The sequence below is a fragment of the Oribacterium sp. KHPX15 genome (assembly GCF_900107835.1).
In the GTDB taxonomy this organism is placed as follows: Bacteria; Bacillota; Clostridia; order Lachnospirales; family Lachnospiraceae; genus Oribacterium.
In genome coordinates, this window is record NZ_FNRG01000016.1 from 66,799 (window position 1) to 89,955 (window position 23,157).

Here is a 23,157-nt window from a genome sequence, read left to right on the forward strand (position 1 = left end):
TAATGTATAGTTTTATAACCTATTCTTCAAATATCAGTCCTTAAACTCAAAAGGCTTGATCTCTCGAACAACATCCATGATGGTTCCGTCACGGCCCTCGATGATACCTACTACACGATCACCGAACTGAACCTTCTCAGGCTCGCCTGTGATGCTGTAAGCAATGTCTCTGAGCTCTTCGATAGTCTTGATAGGAAGTCCCTTATCCTTTGTAGCTTCGATAAGGTCTGTTCTTCTTGGATTGATTGCGATACCGTAATCGGTAACAACAACGTCAACGTCCTCACCCGGAGTTGTAACAGTTGTACAATCGGTGCAGATTGTAGGAATTCTTCCCTGCATGATAGGTGCGATAACGATTGTGCACTTAGCACCGGCAGCTGTATCAGGATGTCCGCCCTGGGCACCTGTGATAACGCCGTCAGAACCTACTACTACGTTACAGTTGAAGTGTGTATCAACCTCAAGAGATGCAAGGATAACGAAGTCAAGCTTGTTAACATAAGCACCCTTGTTGAAAGGATCTGCATACTCACTTGCTGTGATGTAGTGATGGTTAGGATTTGTTGCAACGGACTTGATAGCGTCCTGATCGAAATCCTGTGTATCTACAAGAGTCTTGATAAGACCTTCCTCAAGAAGATCACACATTGGCTTAGCGATACCGCCTACACCGAAGGACATGTGAATGTTCTTCTCTCTCATGATCTCAGCAAGGAACTTAGTGGAAGCGATAGAAGCTCCGCCGACACCTGTCTGATATGAGAAGCCTTCCTTGAAGTAAGGAGTAGCTACTACGAAATCTGTGCAGTACTTAGCCATGAGAAGCTTTCTCTGGTCTGTTGTAGGCTTTGCAGCACCTGTAGCAATCTTTGTAGGATCACCGATCTCATCAACCTTAACTACATAATCAACATAGGTCTGTGTGATCTGTGCAGGAAGGTTAGGGAACGGTACAAGTGTATCTGTGATAGCAACTACACGGTCAGCATACATAGCATCTGCAGCTGCGTATGAAAGAACACCACAGTCAGCCTTACCGCCGTTAGCATTGAGGTTACCGTACTCATCGGCTGTAGGAGCACCGATAAATGCTATATCGATATGTGTCTCACCACTCTCGATAGCTCTTGAACGGGCACCGTGTGAACGCATGATAGCAAGACCCTTAAGTCTTCCCTCGGAAATTGCCTTACCGATCTGTCCGCGAACACCTGATGACTGGATCTCTGTGATGGTTCCGTCATCAAGCATATATACTATAGGATCATTCTGGCTTCCAAGTGATGAAGCACAGATGGTGAGGTTCTTGATACCCATGTTATGAACTTCTTCCATAACCATATTGAGAACCTTATCACCGTTACGGAAATGATGATGGAATGAAAGTGTCATGCCATCCTTGATTCCGCACTTTACGAGTACGTCATGGATACTGTCAACAAGCTTTGTTCCGTTTGAATTGATAACGCACTTTACTTTATGTGAAGCTGTCTGATACTCATAGCCGTCGAAATGATGAGTACCCTGGAATACTTCTTTACCTGTTGCCTTTAAGATTTCATCAGGTATATCTCTACCAACTGCATTAATCATAATTACAGATCCCCCTTATAAACTCCGGCAGCCTTTGCAAGCATGATGTTTCTCTTAGCACCATCATAGAAAGCGATATCGATCATCTTTCCGTCAACAGTGAATACACCGATGCCCTTAGCCTTCTTGTCATCGATTTCCTTGATAACCTTCTCTGAGAAGATGATCTCCTTCTGAGTAGGGGTATAAATATCATGAACTATGTCAATCTGACGTGGGTTGATACATGACTTTCCGTCAAATCCCATATCATGGATCATCTGAACTTCCTTACGGAAACCTTCCATATCGTCAAGATTGGTCCATACTGTATCGAAACACTGAACACCTGCTGCACGAGCCGCGATGATCATCTGCTGACGGGCACCCATGAGCTCTACACCTGTTCCGGTGATACGTGTCTGAAGATCCTTTGTATAGTCACCACCTGAAAGAGCTACACCGATCATACGGTCTGATGAAGTACATACTTCATAAGCATTCATAACACCCTTGCAGGACTCGAGAGCTGACATGATAAGAGTTGATCCCGGCTCACGGTTGAACTCTTCCTCAGCTGCAACGATCTTTTCCTCTACGGCACGAACCATAGCTGCATCCTCAGTCTTAGGGATACGGATAACATCAGCTCCGCCTGCTACGCAGACACGGATATCCTCTTCCCAAAGATCTGTATCGAGTCCGTTGATACGAACTACTCTCTCTGATCCTCTGTAATCAATGGTCTTAAGAGCGTGATAAAGAGAAAATCTTGCTGTATCCTTTGCAGTAACAGCTACGGCATCCTCAAGGTCAAGCATGAGGGAGTCAATCTTGTAAATGTACGGATCCTTGATAAGTGAAGGCTTCTGTGCATTCAGGAACATCATGGATCTTCTTAATCTTTTCTTGTTAGGATTCTCGATCATCTGATTGCACCTCCCCATGGTAAATCTTTGTACTGGTCTACTGAACGGAAAACTGCACCCTCGATACGAGCCTTAATTGTGCAGTCAAGCGCTCCCTTGTCAACGATAGAAATCTTTACGTTATCTACGCCAAGATTTGCTAATGTCTCCAGTGTCACCTTACGGATCTGGTTTCCGAACTGATGAGCTACAGCAGAATCCAGTGTGAAATCGATCTTTCCATCACCAGGCTCAACTGTTACCTGGCAGTCACTGGATTCCATAGTGCCCGCTACAGCAGGTTTCTTAATTTCCATAGTTTCCTCCTTGGATGCAGGATGCTTAATGATCCCGCGTAAACAATTGCGACATTAAAGTTCTTTCATAACGCTCATTTTAAGTGGACAAAAACGTCTCCTTGAAACAGCTATTATTTCACGATCCCGATGCGCTATAAATGCGCCTAACTATTAGTAATTATATCCTAGCGCCTCGGAAGTATAAACTTTTCATTTGTTATATTTTTATAATAAATCACCTTTGCTCTATAGTAAAATATATGTATTATTATGGCTTTTATAGGTTTTTCCTATTTACGCTTCGGAGAAAAAAATCAGTCAGGTTAAGAATTTTGTAAGGGGGTCTGACCCCCCTAAAAAAAATAGGAATGCTATCCCGTTTTCAGGGATGGCATTCCTTATTGTCTATATCATTTTTGAGGTATGAAAATTATCAAAATCACTCAGGCACGGACCGGTTCATGCCGTACCCGGTGAAATGATTTTCAATTATTTATTATGACCAAACTTGTTGTAGTTGATGAGGCATCCGTCCTGAACTATCTGACGCTCATTCTCTGTCATAGGAAGAACATAAAGCCCAATCTCTGTGGCCTTTCCGTCCTTGATAACGTATGCCTTGATGTCATCAAGCTTGTTATCCTGAAGAGCCTTCTTTATACCAGGAACATAGATGTAATCATCTACCTCGAACTTGTCAGGCTCGCCCTTGAGATGGAAGGGAACCATACCCCAGTTCATACAGTTGGATCTGTATCTCTTTGTAGCATACTCCTGAGTGATGTTTGCAAGAGCTCCGAGAACTCTCTGGCAGGAAGCAGCCTGCTCACGGGCAGAACCGTCACCCGGCTTGTTAGCATAGATTGTAGAACCGATCTCAACGTCTGAAGCCTTAACATTCTCCTGACCGGGAATTGTATTGATCACCTTGAATACATCAGCTATCTCTGCAGGAACATTTCCGTTCTTACGCTCAGCCTCAAGATCTCTTACAGCCTTAGCCTTTCCAACATACTGAGGATCTCTTCTTGAAAGTGTGAACTCAGCAAGTCCGAGAGGATTTGATCTGTAAGATGAAGTCTCACCTGAAGGGATAAGCTCATCAGTTGTTGTTACAGGATCAAGTATCTTTGATGCAACCTTAAGGAGAATATTGTCTGTCATCTCCTCCTGCTCAGGCCAATCCTTGATGTTAGGTCCGAAACGAAGCTCTGTATCAAGCTTAGCTTCACCTACGCCCTGATACAGTCTGTTTCTGTAAGCCTTGTCATCGTAGTTGTACTCAGGGATATCGCCCCAGCAATCAAGCTCTTCAGCTGATGTAAGGATACCCTTGTTAGCTGCAGTAGCCGCGATTGAACGGGCATCCATGAGACATACTGCTGACATCTGTCCGTTACCGGGCTTTGAACCTTCACGGTTAGGGAAGTTACGGGTTGTATGACGAATTGAAAGAGCATTGTTGGCAGGTGTATCACCGGCACCGAAGCAAGGTCCGCAGAATGCTGAACGGATGATAGCACCGGCATCCATAAGATCTGCAAGAAGTCCCTTACGGTCAAGGTCTGTGTAAACAGGCTGTGATGAAGGATATACGCTGAGATAGAACTCACCGTCACCGATGTTCTTATCCTTAAGGGCATGTGCAGCCTCAACAACGTTTGTATAGTTACCGCCGGCACAGCCTGCGATAATTCCCTGCTGTACCTGAAGCTTATGATCAGCTGTGATCTTATCAAGAAGAGTGAAGTGTGCTCTTCCCTCTGCTACCTTCTCTGCTTCCTTCTCTGTCTCGCGGAGGATATCCTCAAGGTTTGCATAGAGCTCTGTGATCTCATAAGCATTTGAAGGATGGAATGGAAGTGCGATCATAGGACGGATAGCTGAAAGATCGATCTCTACACAACCATCATAGTATGCAACCTGTGCCGGATCCAGCTGCTTGAAATCCTCTCCTCTTCCATGCTTTGTAAGGAATGCCTTTGTATCGTCGTCTGTTCTCCAAACAGAAGAAAGACATGTGGTCTCGGTTGTCATAACATCTATGCCGTTTCTGTAGTCTGTTGTCATAGATGAAACGCCGGGTCCTACGAACTCCATTACCTTATTCTTAACGTAGCCGTTCTTGAATACTGCCTTAACGATTGCAAGTGCAATATCATGAGGTCCTACGAATGGAGCAGGCTTTCCTGTAAGGTAGATACAAACTACACCGGGATATGCAACATCATAGGTCTGCTGAAGGAGCTGCTTTGAAAGCTCTCCGCCGCCCTCACCGATAGCCATGGTTCCGAGAGCACCGTAACGTGTGTGTGAATCAGATCCGAGGATCATCTTTCCGCCGCCTGCGAATTTCTCACGCATGAACTGGTGACAAACTGCAATGTGAGGAGGAACATAGATTCCGCCGTACTTCTTTGCAGATGTAAGACCGAAATAGTGGTCATCATCATTGATTGTTCCGCCTACTGCGCAAAGTGAGTTGTGGCAGCATGTAAGAACATAAGGAAGAGGGAACTTCTCCATTCCTGAAGCTCTTGCTGTCTGGATGATACCTACATAAGTGATATCGTGTGATACCATTGCATCAAACTTGATCTTGAGATCATCCATGTTTGAATTGGTATTGTGAGACTTCATGATACCATATGCGATAGTACCCTTCTTTGCCTCTGCCTTGTCTGCAGCCTTGCCGGTAAGCTGCTCTACCTTAGCTGCTTCCTTCTCGGGAACGATTTCTTTTCCGTTTACGAGATATACGCCGCCTTCATGAAGCTTGACCATAATAAAACCTCCTTAATAGTGCCCTTACGGGTTAAAATATACGTTTTTGAAAATCCATAGACATATGCACATTGCACAATTCCGATGTGGCTTTCAATAGTAAATTTACGTTTATTGTAGCACATTTTTAATCTGCAATCCGCTTTATGCCATCAATTATCTATGCAAATATATTAATTCAGATATGAATATTAGTAAAATATATATATCGATATAAAAGCCATAGGCATTTCCTATTACCTTCATCGCCCTGTATACAATCTTCCTATGCTTTCGAGAAAAAACATGCCGTTCCTACCACATTTTCCTATGAGTAGGAACGGCGCTTTTTATTCATCTATCAGGATGAAGCTTTGATCTGATTTAAATCCGGAATTAATAGAAGAGATGTCCGAGATTAAATACACCGAGTGCAGCCATGATTACGTTGATTACAACGTTCATTACTGATAAGAGGAAAAGAGTCTTGAACATCTTGTTCATCTCATCTGTTGTTGTCTCCTTAGCTGCTGAGTAAGAAGACATGATGATAGCACCACCGGTTGAAAGAGGGCTGATAGCTGCAGCAAATGATGTAGCTGTAACTGCTGATATAAGCTCTACATAGCTTACATTTGATCCGAATGTCTTAACAATGTTGTCACAGATAGGATAAAGTGTAGGCATTACAACACCGGTTGTTGAACTTACCCATGAAAGGATACCTGAAGTAGCTGCCATGATAGGTGCTGCTGTGCTCTGGTTCATATGTGAGCTTAAGAAATCTGATACAAGTGTGATACCGCCGAGCTTGTCGATAACATTTACAAGTACGCCTACACCACAGATGAGCATCAGTGTGCCCCAAGGGATTGACTTAATAGCCTTCTTCTCATCTGCACATCCGAGAAGGATAAGTACTGCAGCTGCAACGAATGCGAAAAGTCCTGTGTCAAGCTTGAAACCGATACATGCAACAACCATGATAACAATAGCTGCAACTGTGATCTTCTGATCTCTGTTAAATGCAGGAATATCTGAAAGCTTAAGAGGGTTGTCTCCCTTTACCTTGTATCCCTTGTAGTAGATGTAAAGAATAAGTGTGAAAACGAAACCAGAAAGAAGTGTTGTAAGGAAAAGGTGAGTGCCAAATCCTGTGTATCCCAGAGGCTCACTGAGGTTCTTAGCAAGGATACCCGTCATGGATAATGTGGAAGCACATCCTGCATTAGCACCAAGCTTAGCATAAAGAGCGGTTGCCATAGGGTTGATATCAAGCTCAAATGCAAGATATACAGCGAAGGTTGTCATAAGGATTCCGGCTGCGATATGTCCGGGTCCGATAGCTGAGATGAATGCTGAAAGAGCAAACATCAATATCGGTATAAGATAAGTTCTCTTTCCTACGAGAGCTACGATTTTCTTGGAGAAAAGATCAAGTGTACCATTCTGTGAAGCCATTCCGAAGAAGAAGGTAACACCTACAAGTGTAACAAACATGGAGCTTGAAAAGCCCTTTGAAATATCCTTTGCAGACATCTGTCCTGCAAGTCCCAGGATGAATGCCGCACCGATTGAAAAGAAACCGATATTTATCTTTTTGATAAATCCAATTGCAACTACTACCGCCAGTACTACCAGCGAAATCAAGTTCATATGCTGTGAAAGAACTTCTAAATTCATTTTTTTAATCTCCTAAATTTTTCCGAGGCTGAATGCCTCTACCATAGATTCAAATACTATTAATTTTATAAACAAAGACTTTATATTCTGACTTCCGATTCCGTTTTGCCCGAACCGGAAGAACCTTACTCTATACTGTTGTGCATTTTCATCAGCCTCTGACAACTGCATTACCTTCCATAATAAGATTTGCAGTTCTGAATCCGAAGGTGTCATCAATCTTTGGCACACCAGGCTTCTCTGCATCAGCCACATAATCAACACCGCACTCAAGGATACCGCTTGCATGTCCTATACGGATGAACTGAGTATCTGTTCCTGCTGAAAGAACCTTGTTTACAACGCTTCCCTCAACTACTGCTGCAGCCGCTGTACACATAGCCCCTGTCATTGCGTAACTTGGATGGGCCTTCTGCATTGACATCATTCTGGAGAGAAGGTCAATGTTTTCTTTCTTGATTTCCTTGCCATCCATAGTTGTGTAATCCGCAGCTTCGGAAACGAAGGTCATCTTTGGTATACCCGGTGTCTCCCATGCTGACTTTGTATAATCATCGATGAGACCAAGCTTTACTGCCGCAAGACCTCTTACCTTTTCAAGAAGATCAAGCTTTTCAGCATCGCCGTTAATGTCATCAGATGTCTCACCGCCGTTTAAGCCAAGGCTCTGTGCCTTTACAAATACCAGCGGATTTGCTGCATCAACTATGGAAACCTCAACCTTACCGAAATCAGGAACATCCAGGACATCTACAGCATTTCCTGTAGGAAGAAGTCCTTTTCCAAGGGTTCCTGCCGGATCTATAAATTTAAGCTTTATGGTGGATGCTGTTCCGGGAACTCCGGCTATAGCGAAATCGCCGTCATAAACTACTTCTCCGTCTTCAGTCTTAACTTCCTCTTCAATGATCTTATCAGTGTTTGTGTTGAAGACGCGAACGCTTGTCATTCCGTCCTTTACTTCAACCAGTCCCTTTTCAATTGCGAAAGGACCTACACCGGAAGAAATATTTCCGCAGTTTCCTTTGTAGCTTACGATTGGCTTATCAACCGATACCTGAGCGAAGGTGTAATCAACATCTGCATCAGGTCTGTCAGATTTCTTAATGATAGCAACCTTACTGGTTACTGACTGTGAACCGCCAAGTCCGTCTATCTGCTTTTGGTCAGGGCTTCCCATGAGTCTCAGAAGGATATTATCCCACTCATTTTTGTCCTTTGGAAGGTCGCTTTCAAGAATGTAAACGCCTTTGCTGGTTCCGCCCCTGATGATAGTAACCGGCAGCTTCATCGCACTTCCTTGCATCTTTCCCATATTATCTCCTTTTGCTTCCACTTCCTTAAAGCTCAGCATCTTAATAGTCAGATCGGGAAATGTTACTCATCGGGGGATGACGAGCAACATTTCGTTAGGTTTTCAATGAACAAGTGCGCATTTGTTTCTGTATCTTTACAATAGCATTTGTATTTTTATATATCCAATGCATTTATTCGATAAAAAGTATGCATTGGACGTATAGTTTTGCCTGTGATATGATTAAAAGGCAGGAGGTACTTATGGATTTTAAGGATTTGACTTATCTTATAGCTATAGAAAAATATGGAAATATTTCGAAGGCGGCGGAAGCGCTATTCCTTTCTCAGCCTTCGCTTTCAAGATTTTTGCAGAATACTGAGTCCTATGTTGGACAGCCTTTGTTTAATCGAATAGGGAATAAATATGTACCTACTTATGTTGGACAGCGTTATATTGCGAGAGCAAAGGAAATTTTAAACATTAAAAAAGAACTTGATCAGGAAGTCGGAGACATTCTGAAGAATGATTCCGGTTTGCTTAATGTGGGCTTCCCGGCCATGAGAGGGACCTACATGCTTCCATGTACTCTTCCTATCTTCCACAGCCTGTATCCCAATGTAAAGATAAAGATTCATGAGGAAAGTTCCAACCGCCTTAACGAACTGATACTCAATGGTGACATTGATCTGGCTTTCTACAATCAGCCGGATGACAACCCTAACATCGAAACTGAGATCATAAGCCATGAGGAGATGGTGCTGGTAATGTCTCCGGATAATCCTCTTTGCGAAATGGCTTACCCTATGGAGGGCTGCCGCTACCCACATCTGGATCTGAATCTTCTGGAAGAAAAGGGTCAGGGTGTGATAATGCAGAATCCTAATCAGCGTACAAGGACCATAGTAGACAGACTTTTCCGTCAGCATCATGTCACTCCGAATATCATTTTGGAAACCAGTAATATCCGTGCTGAAGCGGAGCTTGCTTCCAGGAATTACGGTGTCTGTTTCATTACCGAGACTCATCTGAAGCATATGAAGCTCGACAAACCGCTGAAGTTTTTTTCCGTGGGTGACCCAAGCACTCCCATCAATTTTGTTGCGGCGTACAGGAAGAACAGTTATCTGCCGTATCATGCTACGGAGTATATTAAGATTGTGAGGGACTTCACTTGATTTTTTAAAAAAGACAGGGCGCCAACATGCCCTGTCTTTATCTTTATCACGTCTCTGTCTGATCAAATCTGTAACCCACACCGCGAACTGTTTTCAAATATACTGGATTTTTCGGATCTGCTTCTATTTTGCTTCTTATACGTTTTACGTATACCGTAACCGTGTTTTCATCCACTACTGCGCCGCTGTCGTCCCAGATCTGGCGGTAGAGTTGTTCTTTGGTGAAGACTTCGCCGGGATGTTCCATAAAGAAGCGGAAAAGGGCGGTTTCGCGGCCGGTGAAGTCAAGAGGTTCTCCGTCTTTCAGGCATTCCATCTTCAGGGTATCGACGCTGAAGGGTCCTGCTTTTAGCTGGTTGACATTTGCCTGGGCGTAGACCTGGGATCTTCGGATAAGTGCTTTTACATTCTGTATAAGCAGGGCTGTATGGAAGGGTTTCGTGATATAGCTGTCGGCACCGTACAGGAGTCCCGTCATCTGATCGGTTTCATCTGATTTTCCGGACAGCATTAGAACCGGAGTCATGTCATTGGCAGCCCTCATTTGCCGGAGCACTTCATAACCTCCCACGTTTTCCATCATCACGTCCAGTATGATAAGACTGAATTTCTGCTCCTTCAGAAGCTGCAGGGCAATGCTTCCGTCGTGAGCTTCTGTCACACGCATCCCCTCCCGCTTCAATGCGGTACGTATCGCCATACGTATCGAAATCTCATCATCTACCACCAGTATGTTTTCATTAGCCATATAATGCTCCCCTTCGATTTTCATCCTTTCGTATCATAATACCATAAAAAGAGCTCCCGCACAGTGCGGAAGCTCCGAATATTTACAGTTTCTATTATGAAATTATGCTGCCTTCTTCTTTGAAATAAGAGGCTTAACAAACGGATATACAAGCATGATCACACAAGCTGTTACAATCACGAATGTGATAGGCTTTGAGAATATAGCAATGATACTACCGTTTGTGAGTGTATATGCTCTACGGAAGTTAGACTCACACATCTGTCCAAGTACGAGACCAAGAACAAGTGCTGCTGAGTTGTACTTAAGCTTTGAGAACAGATATCCAATGATACCTGCACCTACCATGAGAACAACGTCACCTGTGTTGTTGTTTGTAGCATAAGCACCGATGGTTGCAAGGATAACGATAACCGGTCCAAGGATTGAATATGGAACAGAAAGAATCTTTGCAAATACCTTAGCGATACCCATGGAAACGATAACCATGACGATATTGGTAACGAACATTGATGCAAATACAGATGCAAGGTACTCAGGCTGCTGCTTGATAAGAAGCGGTCCTACCTGTACACCCTGGATAACGAGGGCTGTCATCATGATAGCAGCTGCGTTACCACCCGGGATACCAAGTGAAAGAAGAGGAACCATGGCACCACCGGTAGCACCGTTGTTAGCTGCCTCGGAAGCTACGATACCGTCAGGGATACCTGTACCGAGAAGTTCAGGATGCTTTGAAACCTTCTTCTCAATTGCATATGCAAGGAATGAAGCGATGGTTGCGCCGGCACCCGGAAGGATACCTACTACTGTACCGAGAACTGAAGCACGGATCATTGTCCACTTTGTCTCCCAGAGTTCCTTAAGTGAAGGAAGCTTTGCAGATGTATCTCCACCCTTTGCGGTAGAATCCTTCTCTACATCAATCTTTTTCTGCTTGTTTGTCTGCTTCAGAACCTCAGTTACGGCAAAGAGACCGATCATTACAGGGATCATCTCGATACCACCAAGAAGTGTTGAGCTTCCGAAGGTGAAACGAGCGATACCAAGCATAGGATCCATACCGATACATGCAAGTAAAAGTCCTATACATCCTGAAATAAGAGTCTTAACGATATTATCACTGTCAAGACATGAAAGAACGGAAAGTCCAAGGAAGGATACTGCGAAAAGCTCTGAAGGTCCGAACTTAAGAGCAACTGCTGCAAGCTGTGGTGAAATAAGAGCCATAGCGAAAGCTGCTACAAGTCCACCGAATGCAGATGCAATAAGTGAATATCCAAGAGCCTTACCTGCCTCACCTCTCTGAGCCATTGGGTAACCGTCAAAGGTTGTGGGCGCAGATGAAGGAGTTCCGGGAATCTTGAAAAGGATAGCTGTGATTCCGCCTCCGGTAATGGATGCACAGTAAACTGATACAAGGAATGCGATAGCAACGATTGGCTTCATCGCATATGCAAAAGGCAGTGCAAGGGCAACCGCCATGGATGCTGAAACACCCGGCATTGCACCGAAGATAACGCCGATGATGGTACCACCTACGATAAAGAGGAAGGTAGCAGGCGCAAATACTATAGAAAATCCTGTTGCAAGTAAATCAAACATACTCTTATCTCCTCCTTAGAACGGTAATATTTTTTCAAATGTAAGTGCAAGCTCACGGAAGAAACCTGTTCCTCTTGGAAGCATGATGTCAAGAGCACCCTGGAAAAGAATATAAATTACTATGGTGATAAGAACCGAAATGATTGCAAGCTTAGGGATATTATCTGCCTTAAGCAGAATTCCGTAACCTATAAGGAACAGAATACATGATGGAACAAATCCGATGGTAGGAAGTACCAGTGCAAGGATTGCAACTGCTACCATACCTATGAAAAGCTTACTCTTGAAGAATCCTGCAACATCAATATCTGATGCGATGGTCTTTCCATCTGCCTTCATCTTCTTAAGTGAAGTAACGATATTTGCCACTGAAAGAACTATCATGATGGTCAGAATGATCTGTGGCCAGAATGCAGCACCAAGCTCTGTAGGTGATGCTACAGCTGCAGGGTCTGAACCGATCATCACAAAAAGTCCTATTCCTGCAATGATTAAAACTGCTGAAAAAATGATATCCAAAATAAATCCCCCTTTTTGAAAATCGGGGAAACAAACAACTTGTTCCCCCGACCAAACCTAACTCTTTAACAAAAATACCTGAGATTACTTATTACCAAAGAGAGCTGTAAGGTTCTGATAGTCTGAATCCCACTCAGCTGTGTAATCAGCTGTGTTGAGCCAGCCCTGTCTCTGGTCAAGACCCTGCTGCTTGCAGAACTCCTGGAAAGAATCAGATGCAACAGCCTTCTCAGCAGCTGCCTCAAATGCCTTTATAGCTGCATCAGGTGTTCCAGGGATGTAGAAGATACCACGTGCAGGACCATAAGTTGTCTCGTTGTTGATATCAGCTGTTGTCTGAACATTCTCCCAACCTGCAAGTGTAAGATGCTGATCTGTACAAGCACCGATAACCTTCATATCGCCTGACTCTACCATTGCAGATACCTCAGCAGGACCCTCACATCCAAGGTTGATGTGTCCACCTACGATATCAGCATTGAGCTGTGAACCCTCTGTATAAGCAACAGCCTCAACCTCGCCGTCAAATGCACCCTGTACGCAAGCTGCATCAAGACCTGTGATAGTCATAACACCGCACTTTACAGAACCAGGATTTGCCTTAAGGTACTCCTTGAGCTCTTCCATGTTGTTGTATGGCTCATCCTTACCTGCTACGAAAACGTTAACGTCATGTACGAGCTGGCAAAGAGGCTTTACTGAACCGTAAACATCGAAGTCTGTAGCTCCTGTGATCTGAGCGAGCATAGGTGACTGTGTGCAGAGGAGATATGTATATCCGTCTGCAGGCTGTGATGAAGCGAACTGAACACCTGTAACTCCGCCTGCTCCTGACTTGTTGTTTACAACAACCTTAACGCCGATCTCACTCTCAAGAGCTGTAGCAAATGCTCTGAGTGTTGTATCAGCTCCACCGCCTGTTCCCCAAGGACAAACGATTTCAATGTTGCGCTCCCAGGTCCAGTCGCTTGCTGCAGCATCTCCGCCTGCAGGAGCCTCTGTCTTGGCATCTCCGCCTGCAGCCTTAGTCTCAGTAGGTGTAGATGATCCACAACCTGTAAGAACTGCCATTGACATAGCCGCAAGAATTGCGACAGTACCTAAAAATGATTTTTTCATAATAGAACTTCTCCTTTCGTTCTTTAACCTATGGGCACATTATATTTTTCATTGCATTTGAAGGCAATATTTTGGGCACATTTAACAATGACAGTTTTGTCATAAAACTAACAGAGGGTTACTCTCCGGTTGCTCCGGGTAGATTTAAAGGATCTGATGATATAAGAAGACTCAGTTCTTTATAAAGATCCTCCAGAGTTATATGACGGTCAAAATATCCGTTGTTAAGATACCACTCAAACTCAGTCAGTTTTTCCTGACTCGTCAGTATAAGTCTTATTTCCGGGTTAAGACTTCTTATGATATTCAGGGTTTCAACTCCGTTCATTATAGGAGTGTGATAAGAAGAAATGACCATTCCGAAATAATGCTTATTTCTCTGGATAATAGATATGACCGCAGCCGGATGATCGAAATATTCTATCAGGTATTTACTGCCTTTGAATATCTCATCAATTCTTTTAAGGTTCATGCGTTTATTGTAAATTATAGCGATACGCCTGATAGCTGCCAGCCTGTTGAGAGTCTTAGCCTGTTCATATTCCTTAACAGGGAAATGAATGGTAAAGGTTGTGCCTTTATTGCTGCTCTTTACATTCATCCTTCCTCCCATGGAAGTAACAGTATTCCTCACTACCGAAAGACCAAGACCTGTACCCTGTCTGCTGCCCTTGGTAGTGTAGAAGGGCTCGTAAATCCTTTCGATGGTTTCATTCGGTATTCCGCATCCGGTATCCGACACCGTCAGGATTGCCTCATCAGTTTCTTTTTTCAAAGTCACCCTGAGTAATCTCTCTTCAGAATTTTCCATGGCATCGAAAGCATTTTTACAAAGATTAAGCAAAATATGCTCAATGCTTCCGTTTCTGCCATAGAGATGAATGTCTTCATCCGTGATCTCACTTTCAAATTTTATCTTGTGGGGTGTCAGACGTTTCACCATATTCACAGCTTTTTCGGTCTCATCCCGCAGATCCATGTAATTGAGCTTTGCCCCGGTATCCTGTCTCGCAAAACTGAGAAGATCAGTAGATAACTGCTTTGCCTGATCGAGAGATGTAGACATTTGCTTCAAAAGCTCATGATTTTCTTCAGAAATATCCGGGTCCGACTCAAGGAGATCTACGTAGACCATTACCGGTGTCAGGAAATTGTTAAACTCATGAGCGATATGGCTGGACATCATTCCAAGTGACTGTATCCTTTGATAGTTTCTTATTTCGTCACTTTGCTTCTGAATCATCTCCATGCCGCTGTTAATTTCACGGAGATAATTTATCTCTCTGTTTTGTCTTATGATGTTCATAACCACCGCCGTTCCGATGATGGCTATCATAAACATAATAAGCGTAATGATAAGGAAAATTGAGAGAAATTGATTTAAGGGCTGAGACAAAACCTCCATGGGAAGAATGGCCGTAACTGTCCACTCTTCGTTCTGGATATATAATTTTGTAAATGCTCCGATAACGGTTTCGGGATTTATTACTTCATTATCCCTTGTATAGATATTAATTACATCAAATCCTTCCGCATCTCTTTTCTGAATACTGTTCCACCGGAACATGTCGTCAAAAGCAGTTGGATCTCCGGTAGTATTTTCATATATCGATTGAAAGCCGGTGGTCCCTATCTCTTCCTTTACGGGATGCATGATTATTGTGTTCTCTGTATCCTTAATGTAGATATATCCGCCTCCGTTTATACGCACAGGTTTAATGATTCTGTTATAGATTTCAGTCAAATCCAACGCATAAACAGCCGTGTAAGGATTACCGGAAACGCGTATTGATTTCTTTAAATACAAGGCAAATTCGCCTTCTTTAGGGTCATAGTTTTTTCCTACAATTTCAGCTCTGTAGTTTTTTTCAAGACTGTATTTTTTTGCTCCGCTTATCAATCGGTCTTCTCGATAGGAGTCCCTTCCTCCGGGCATGACGAGATCCACGATATTAGAATTCTTATCTATAAGAACATACCCTTTGTAAAGCGGAAAACTGTCATCAAGAAGGTATTTGTTTCTATCATGCACTTCGGAAAGATCATTGCACTCTTTGGAAAAAGTTACGTCTATCTTGTCTCTTTCCTGATTAAGGAAGTTATTGAGGTTGTCACCCACGATACGGGCTATGGAAAGAAGCTCTGTCTCCTGCTGCTTTATAAGAACATTGCTGTAAGTCTGAAAACTGTTGTAATCAAAATACAGGATAATGATCACAAGGATGAGAGCTATGACAAGTCCCGATTTTTGCACGATGTCCGCAAAAGGCATATTGTTTTTTCTGGATGAATTAGTATTCATAAATATACATTTTCCTTAATATAATTATCTTTTTCCTATTCCATTATATGTTGTGTGCTCTCAAAAACACAATAATATACGAGAGTGACAGTCTTATCACAAAAAATCGAGCAGGAGGAAAAATTCCTCCTGCCCGGTTTATTCGTTGTATTTTGTTGGAGTCTCGGGAGTTCTGTACCCCTTTTTCGAATGAAAAGTTCTGAAAACTCAGGCTGCCATTGCGATCAGCTTATTGATCTCGCTGATCAGCGCATCTGTATACTCTGTTGTACTTGCATTTCCGCCGATATCCTTTGTAGTATGAACACCTGCGTTCATAACATTGCTGATAGCAGTCTTAATAAGATCTGCGTAATCACTTAATCCGATATGATCAAGCATCATGCATGCTGACCAAAGGAATGCTGTAGGGTTAGCGATATTCTTTCCTGCGATATCAGGAGCTGATCCGTGAACCGCTTCAAACATTGCCATATCTGTTCCTACATTTGCTGAAGGCATGAGTGCTACGCCACCGATGAGACCTGAAGTAAGGTCTGTAAGGATATCTCCGTAAAGGTTCTCAGTTACAAGAACGTCAAACTTTGTAGGATCAAGAACCAGGTTCATGGCACATGCATCAACGATCATGTTGTCTGCAATGATGTCCGGATAATCCTTGGCAACATCTTCAAATACGTGAAGGAAAAGTCCGTCTGTAAGCTTCATGATGTTAGCCTTGTGTATGCAGGTTACCTTCTTACGACCGTTAGCTCTTGCATATTCAAATGCTGAGCGGCAGATCCTCTCGGACTTATCTTTTGTGATAACCTTGATGCTGTGCATCTCATTGTCGGAAATCTTCTCTTCGATTCCTGCGTAAAGGTCTTCTGTATTCTCACGGAATGTTACGATATCTGTGTTAGGGAATGGTGTAGCAACTGCCGGATTTGACTTTGCAGGTCTGAAGTTTGCATAAAGATCATACTTCTTTCTCATGGTTACGTTCAGTGAACGGAATCCCTTTCCAACCGGTGTTGTGATAGGGCTCTTTAAAAGAACCTTTGTCTTCTCGAAGGATGCAAATGCCTCGTCCGGGATGAGCTTGCCGTTTCTGTTGTACTCTGCTTCACCGACATTGTATATATCAAACTTAACGGGAACATGAGCAGCCTGGAATACTGCAAATACTGAATCCGAAATCTCAGGTCCGATACCGTCGCCCATAAAGAATGTTACTGTCTTCATTGCCTTATCATCTGTTGCTCTCATAGTTTACCTCCCGCCCCAATGCTTTAGTATTTTGTCATTTTATCGGGTCTTGAATCATTTATATTTGTATCTCGTCTTTAAATGAATTGAAGACTCAACTTTGACTTCGTGGATTATTTAGGACTTGTTTGTTGTGTCCTTTTTCTTATGTGTCTAATGATATACCTCCTTTAAGGACATGTCAAGCGTGTCCTTTATTATTTTTTGGAATGAGTTATATAACCTGGGAGTTGTTATTCATTATGAAATGGGTCAGAAAATGCAAGGGACGGTTCTCTGGCGAGAATCGTCCCCACTTGTTTTATTGTATCAAATGGATGTCAGTTGATTATGTCCTAAACTTATAAATCGAATGAGATATTAATTTCCTTTATAATGATTAATCAAGCAACCTGCCAAAAGTATGTTTCTTTCCTCTTCAGTTAATACGTCCAGTGTTGCTTTTATGGTCTTTATGACATAGCTTTTGATTTCACTGAGGTCTAGGTTTATTACGTCTTTTTCTGTATAGATGTCGAATTTTTCATTCAGTATTAGTATCTCAACTTCGTTCCGACCGCAGCTCAGTATTTCTTTTATGTCCGAAATAAAGAGATATGTTCCGACGGGTATGTCCAGAGGTTCTTCAGTACGAAGTGGCAGGATACCCCAGTTGATCAGGTTGCTTCTGTAGCGTTTTGTTGAGTATTCGTTGGCCAGGTTGGCAAATCCTCCGAGGACTTTCTGGCAGGAGGCTGCCTGTTCGCGGCTGGAGCCGTCTCCTATCTGATCGGAGATCATGATGGAGCCAAGGGTTATATTGCCGGCTTTGCTGTCAAGGTTTAAAGCTGCTTCTATCATTCTAAGGGCTTTTGCTCTGCCAACATAATCAGGGTCTCTGGAAATCATGGTGAAGCCGGATATCTTTTCCGGGTTAGATCTGTAAGAGCTGGCTTCTCCGGAAGGGATAAGTTCATCTGTTGTGACAGATCCTTTATAGGATCCTGCAACTTTCAGAAGGATATGATCCTTAAGCGGTGCCATCTCCGGCCAGTCGGCGATATTAGGTCCTTTAACCAGTTCTTCTGAAGGATTCTCGTGTCCGTAATTATCAAATACCTGTTTTTCGTATATCTTTTTGTTGAATGTGTGCTTAAGTTCACGATATTCAACGTCAGTAAGCTCATCCGCTCCGGTAAGTTTTCCACCGTTTCTTACTGTTGCGGCTATAGAACGCGCATCCATAAGGCAGACTGCAGCCATCTGTCCCTGTCCGGGTTTGCTGCCTTCTCTGTTCGGGTAATTACGTGTTACATGTCTTATTGAAATCTGATTGTCAGCAGGTGCGTCGGTTACACCGAAACATGGTCCGCATATGCAGGGGCGCATGGTCACGCCCGAGACTGCAAGTTCTGAGCCTATTCCTTTCGTCATCAGATCTTCCATTACCGGGAGGGACGCAGGATTCACATGGAGATTCAGTTTATTCCCTCGGATTCCGTAGATATCCCCATCACTACCTGATTTCAAAATGTCCGCAACTGCCACAATATTCTCGAAAAGACCGCCTGCACAGCCTGATACCAATGCCTGATCCGGATAAAATTCTCCCTCTTTCATATGGTTCATGATTATAAAGGGTTCGCCATGATCACCTTTTATCCTGTTGCCTTCTGCTTCAATCTCTTTCAATATATTTGCCATGTCAGTCTTGAATTCACGTATAGGCATAGCGTGTGATGGATGGAAAGGCAATGCGATCATGGGCTCAACATTATCCATGTCTATTTCGATGAACTTATCATAGTAGGCACCTTCTTCGGTTCGGAGGCACTTATACTCCCTATCCCTTCCATGCTCAGCCAGGTATTGTTCTGTCTTCTCATCTGTTTCCCAAACAGAACTAAGAGCCGCAGATTCAGTTGTCATAACATCGATGCCCATTCGGAATTCCATCGACAGATTGGCTATACCGGGGCCAACAAACTCAAGAACATTATTTTTGCTGAATCCATTGGCAAATGTTTTTGAAATCAGAGCAAGCGCCACATCCATAGGGCCCACACCCGGCTTAGGTTTACCCATGAGCTTTATGCCTACGACTTTCGGATAAGCTATATCGTAAGTCTGTCCAACCAGCTGTTTTACGAGTTCTCCTCCGCCTTCTCCGATACCCATTGTACCGAGGGCGCCGTATCTGGTATGGGAGTCTGAACCCAGGATCATCTTTTCCCCACCCGCCATCATTTCACGCATATACTGATGCAGTACTCCTCTGTATGGCGGAAGGAAAATGCCTCCGTATTTCTTTGCATTTGATAATCCAAATGCATGATCGTCCTCAAGTATGGTTCCGCCAACAGAACACAAAGTATTATGGCAATTGGATAATACATATGGCACGGGAAATTTTTTAAGTCCTGAAGCTTTAGCCGTCTGCAGAATATTTACATAGTTGTTATCAGGAGAAACCATGCAATCAAACTTTAATTTTAACTGCTTCATATTTCCGCTGTGGTTATGTTTTTCCAGAATCCTGTAAGACATGGTTTTCTTGCGGCCTTCCTCAATTCTTCTTACATCATCCCCGGCAGAAACCACATTATATGCATCATCCAAAAAACCCCCATGCTCTGTTAATTTAACCATATCCCGCTCCTCCTATATAAGCATATGCTTCTCGTTATAGTCTTCTACAAATATATCAACCTATTTGAATAATAATTTCCAAGTACAAAAACAGCATCTTTATAACCTTTGATTCGATTATAAAGATGCTATACTCATAAGTAAAATATATGGAATTATATGGTTTTTATATAGAGTTTTCTATCTGGTTCCAATTATTCTCTTTTCAAATACCTTTTGTTTTCATCATATTTATCAAGCCAAATAATCTGCATCCGAGTGCCAGATTACACGGCAAAAACGGCGTCATTGTATAAGATAGATTTACCTGTCATCTGTGAACAGCCTTGTCAGCAAATGCTTCCTTCATGGTTTTTATAAGTGCTCGTTCTGCCTCGTCAAGATAAATTCCATCTTTATATACCACATTTACATCCCAGGAATCTTCTTCATCACTAAAATTGTAGACATTGAAATCCGGATTTTTAAAAGGCTCAATTGCTCTCTCCGGCACAATAGTTATGCCAAGTCCTGAACTAGCAAGTTGAGTAGCTGATATACAGCTGGATACCTCCATAACTTCCTTTGGTATGAAATCAAACCTCTTAAAGATTGCGTCAACTTTTCTCCTGATATACTGTCCTCTCTTCAAAATAATAAATGGAAGCTCCGATAATTTTTTAAAATCAACTCGAGGATATGCTCCCTCTGATGAAGAATCTTTTATCAATTCTGAAGCAATCATATCTTTTGAAGTAACAAGAAAAAGCCTCTCTGTATAAATGTATTCTGTTCTGACCCCAGGCGGTAAATGATCATCACCTCCCGGCAAAACACAAAAAGCTATTTTGTCATTCATCAGATTGTTTATGATTTCTTCCGATTTTGACTCCTGAAGATATATTTCTACATTTGGATATATCTCTCTGAATCTGCCTATAACCTTAGGAAGCATATATCCCGCTCTTTCGGTGGGTATACCAATATTTATACGTCCCTTTTGACCGTGACCTATGTCAGATAACTCACGTCTCAAATTATCCTTCAAAACAAGTATCTGCCTTGCGGTTTTTACGTATCTTTCCCCGGCATAAGTAAGGCTTATAGGATTTGTTTTTCTGTCAAACAGTTTCACTCCCATGTCTTCTTCAACCTTGGAAATTATATAGCTTAAGGAAGGCTGGGATATATAAAGTCTTTTTGCAGCTTCCGTAACAGAACGATAATCTGCAACTGCGGTGATATATGTCAATTCTCTGAAATCCATAGAATATCTTCTCCTCATGAAATATGTGCCGTCAGAAATAAACAAAGCTGCATGACTGGTATATAAAGAAAGACTAAACTTCTCTTAGAATCGCTGGTTCTTATTTTAGAATAGATAATAGAAGATATCTATAGATTATATGCTAATAAATATAATATTTTGATGTGTCCGCTAAAAGTTTAGCCGAGACATTCAATATGGCTGAAGCCTGCGTTCAGCCTATGATTGTCTCGGCAAAGTCATAGCATATTAATTTCTTATATAAACATAACCGTCCATGATACGTCTTGCAGTTCTCTGGACAGCCACACCCGGCACTTTATAACCGGCCGGATCATTTCCCTCTTTTATTACAGTTGGGACCATGGTCATAATTCCGCTTGGGTGACCGATACGAACAGTATTCTGCCCGTCTTTTACAGGAGCTATTTTATTTACGATAGTTCCTTCTAAGAAAGCAGCAGTTGATACAGAACTTGCGGCAGTAAGCGGTATTGCTTTATGACATTTAAAAACAGAAATCACTCTGGCACAGATATCCATTTTTGAAGCGTCAACATTTTTTTCTTCCATGTCTTTAAAGCTTTTAGGTACAGTTACGAATCCAACTTTTGGAACACCGGGCTGATTATCTGTTGCTTCTTTAAGATCTTTTGCAAAGCCCATCATCACACAAGCAGTCCCACGAATTTTCTCCAAGGTTTCCATTACGTCTTTATTTGAGTTAATTTCTTCCGGAAGTTCTGTTCCTTTCATGCCCAGATCTTCAGCTTTTACAAGTACAATAGGATTTGATACATCAATTATGGTTGATTCGATTTTTCCAAAACCCTGAATATCCAAAACATCCACTACATTACCGGTAGGTAGAAGCTTTCCTGTTTTTGCACCTGCAGGATTCAAAAAATCAACTTTTAATTCAGCAGCAGTTCCGTCTACACCGGCTATTTCGCAATCTCCATCCTGTGCAAAGTTATGAGTTTCGGGATCAATAGGAACATCAACATTGATATACTTGTCAGTGTTCTTATTAAGCATTCGAACTGTAGTAACCGGTTCCTTAATTTCAACCATACCTTCTTCAACGCAGAATGCAGGAACAGCAGCAGTCATGTTTCCACAATTAGATTTATAATCGACCTGGCGTTTTCCAACAATGACTTGTCCAACCAGATATTCAATGTCTACATCTTTTTCTTCGGATTTCCAGATTATAACGATCTTATTGTTTGACGATACAGTTCCTCCCATACCATCAATCTGTTTAGGATCAGGGCTTCCCATTACCTCAAGGAAGATATCATCCCATTCAGCTCTGTCAGACGGAAGATCCTCTTTCTTAAAAAGACATCCCTTAGACGTACCACCACGCATAAATACAGTCTTAAATTTCCTCATATAGTTTCTCCTTTATAAATCAATCAACTCTAAAAAAATGCATCAAAATTTCTGTACATCTTATTTAAACCTTTTAAATCAAATTATGTTTTCATAGAGTACTCACATCTGATTGAATTATAAAGCACATGGCAAAATGTAGAAAATATATAAAGATGTATCCTTCTTATAAGGAATCGTCTATGACTAAATTAAATAATACAGCACCACCGAGGACGGTACAAAAGCCGGACAATACACTCCCCAAAGGACATGGGTTTCAGTAAAACGTCTATTTGCAGCATAGCAATAAAAAACTCTGATTCAAATGAACCAGAGTTTTGAAAACATCATAAAATATTTAACCGTACCTTCAAAACAGCATACCATTTATGAATCATTCTCAGTAATCCATCTAAACCTCTAACCTTTCCAGCCTTTTTGGACAAGCCCTCGACCTATTAGTAACTATCACCTGAATGCTTTACAGCACTTACAGCTTAGCCCTATCTACCTCGTAGTCTTCAAGGGGTCTTACTCTTAACGATGGGATATCTCATCTTGAGGGTGGCTTCACGCTTAGATGCCTTCAGCGTTTATCCAGTCCCGACATGCCTACCCTGCACTGGAGTTGATCTCCAACAGGTCCAACAGAGGTCAGT

Annotated in this window: 16 protein-coding genes and 1 rRNA gene; 1 reads left to right on the forward strand and 16 read right to left on the reverse strand. The window is 42.4% G+C overall.

What is annotated here, in order from left to right; all coding sequences use genetic code 11:
• Positions 1-33: 33 nt before the first annotated feature.
• The 6 genes from citF to BLV86_RS10695 all read right to left on the reverse strand — a co-directional run bounded on the left by citF (position 34) and on the right by BLV86_RS10695 (position 8,543).
• Positions 34-1,596, reverse strand: coding sequence for a citrate lyase subunit alpha (gene citF, locus BLV86_RS10670; protein WP_031549723.1), 1,563 nt, complete (start codon positions 1,594-1,596; stop codon positions 34-36).
• A gap of 2 nt (positions 1,597-1,598) precedes the next feature.
• Positions 1,599-2,501, reverse strand: a complete 903-nt coding sequence (locus BLV86_RS10675) for an aldolase/citrate lyase family protein (RefSeq protein ID WP_031549724.1) — start codon at positions 2,499-2,501, stop codon at positions 1,599-1,601.
• The gene (citD, locus tag BLV86_RS10680; RefSeq protein WP_031549725.1) at positions 2,501-2,800 is read right to left on the reverse strand and encodes a citrate lyase acyl carrier protein; all 300 of its coding nucleotides are present in this window, start codon (positions 2,798-2,800) and stop codon (positions 2,501-2,503) included. The genes BLV86_RS10675 and citD overlap by 1 nt, the downstream gene beginning before the upstream one ends.
• A 471-nt stretch (positions 2,801-3,271) precedes the next feature.
• Complete coding sequence (locus BLV86_RS10685) at positions 3,272-5,566, reverse strand: hydratase (protein WP_090817042.1); 2,295 nt, start codon at positions 5,564-5,566, stop codon at positions 3,272-3,274.
• A 375-nt stretch (positions 5,567-5,941) separates the two neighbouring features.
• Positions 5,942-7,228, reverse strand: coding sequence for an ArsB/NhaD family transporter (locus tag BLV86_RS10690; protein ID WP_242873287.1), 1,287 nt, complete (start codon positions 7,226-7,228; stop codon positions 5,942-5,944).
• A 151-nt stretch (positions 7,229-7,379) separates the two neighbouring features.
• Positions 7,380-8,543, reverse strand: coding sequence for a 2-methylaconitate cis-trans isomerase PrpF family protein (locus tag BLV86_RS10695; protein ID WP_207647471.1), 1,164 nt, complete (start codon positions 8,541-8,543; stop codon positions 7,380-7,382).
• A 242-nt stretch (positions 8,544-8,785) separates the two neighbouring features.
• On the opposite strand from BLV86_RS10695, the gene BLV86_RS10700 reads away from it, so the two are divergent.
• Positions 8,786-9,700 (forward strand): LysR family transcriptional regulator, encoded by a 915-nt coding sequence (locus BLV86_RS10700; protein ID WP_090817045.1) that lies wholly within the window; start codon positions 8,786-8,788, stop codon positions 9,698-9,700.
• A gap of 46 nt (positions 9,701-9,746) precedes the next feature.
• On the opposite strand, the gene BLV86_RS10705 is transcribed toward BLV86_RS10700, so the two are convergent.
• The 10 genes from BLV86_RS10705 to BLV86_RS10750 all read right to left on the reverse strand — a co-directional run.
• On the reverse strand, positions 9,747-10,448 hold the full coding sequence (locus BLV86_RS10705; RefSeq protein WP_090817048.1) for a response regulator transcription factor: 702 nt from the start codon (positions 10,446-10,448) through the stop codon (positions 9,747-9,749).
• A 102-nt stretch (positions 10,449-10,550) separates the two neighbouring features.
• Complete coding sequence (locus BLV86_RS10710; RefSeq protein WP_090817051.1) at positions 10,551-12,053, reverse strand: tripartite tricarboxylate transporter permease; 1,503 nt, start codon at positions 12,051-12,053, stop codon at positions 10,551-10,553.
• A gap of 15 nt (positions 12,054-12,068) precedes the next feature.
• Positions 12,069-12,572, reverse strand: a complete 504-nt coding sequence (locus tag BLV86_RS10715) for a tripartite tricarboxylate transporter TctB family protein (RefSeq protein WP_090817054.1) — start codon at positions 12,570-12,572, stop codon at positions 12,069-12,071.
• An 84-nt stretch (positions 12,573-12,656) separates the two neighbouring features.
• Positions 12,657-13,691 (reverse strand): Bug family tripartite tricarboxylate transporter substrate binding protein, encoded by a 1,035-nt coding sequence (locus tag BLV86_RS10720; protein ID WP_090817056.1) that lies wholly within the window; start codon positions 13,689-13,691, stop codon positions 12,657-12,659.
• Between the two features lie 118 nt (positions 13,692-13,809).
• Positions 13,810-15,993 carry a sensor histidine kinase gene (locus BLV86_RS10725; protein ID WP_090817059.1) on the reverse strand — a complete coding sequence of 728 codons (2,184 nt, stop codon included), beginning with the start codon at positions 15,991-15,993 and terminating at the stop codon, positions 13,810-13,812.
• A 207-nt stretch (positions 15,994-16,200) separates the two neighbouring features.
• Positions 16,201-17,244 carry an isocitrate/isopropylmalate dehydrogenase family protein gene (locus BLV86_RS10730; RefSeq protein ID WP_242840066.1) on the reverse strand — a complete coding sequence of 348 codons (1,044 nt, stop codon included), beginning with the start codon at positions 17,242-17,244 and terminating at the stop codon, positions 16,201-16,203.
• A 360-nt stretch (positions 17,245-17,604) separates the two neighbouring features.
• Positions 17,605-19,872 (reverse strand): hydratase, encoded by a 2,268-nt coding sequence (locus BLV86_RS10735; RefSeq protein WP_090817062.1) that lies wholly within the window; start codon positions 19,870-19,872, stop codon positions 17,605-17,607.
• A 310-nt stretch (positions 19,873-20,182) separates the two neighbouring features.
• Entirely contained in the window at positions 20,183-21,118 is a 936-nt protein-coding gene (locus tag BLV86_RS10740) for a LysR family transcriptional regulator (protein WP_175456511.1), read from the reverse strand.
• A gap of 249 nt (positions 21,119-21,367) precedes the next feature.
• Positions 21,368-22,516, reverse strand: coding sequence for a 2-methylaconitate cis-trans isomerase PrpF family protein (locus BLV86_RS10745; RefSeq protein ID WP_090817067.1), 1,149 nt, complete (start codon positions 22,514-22,516; stop codon positions 21,368-21,370).
• A 420-nt stretch (positions 22,517-22,936) separates the two neighbouring features.
• Positions 22,937-23,157, reverse strand: a 23S ribosomal RNA gene (locus BLV86_RS10750); the annotation flags it as partial.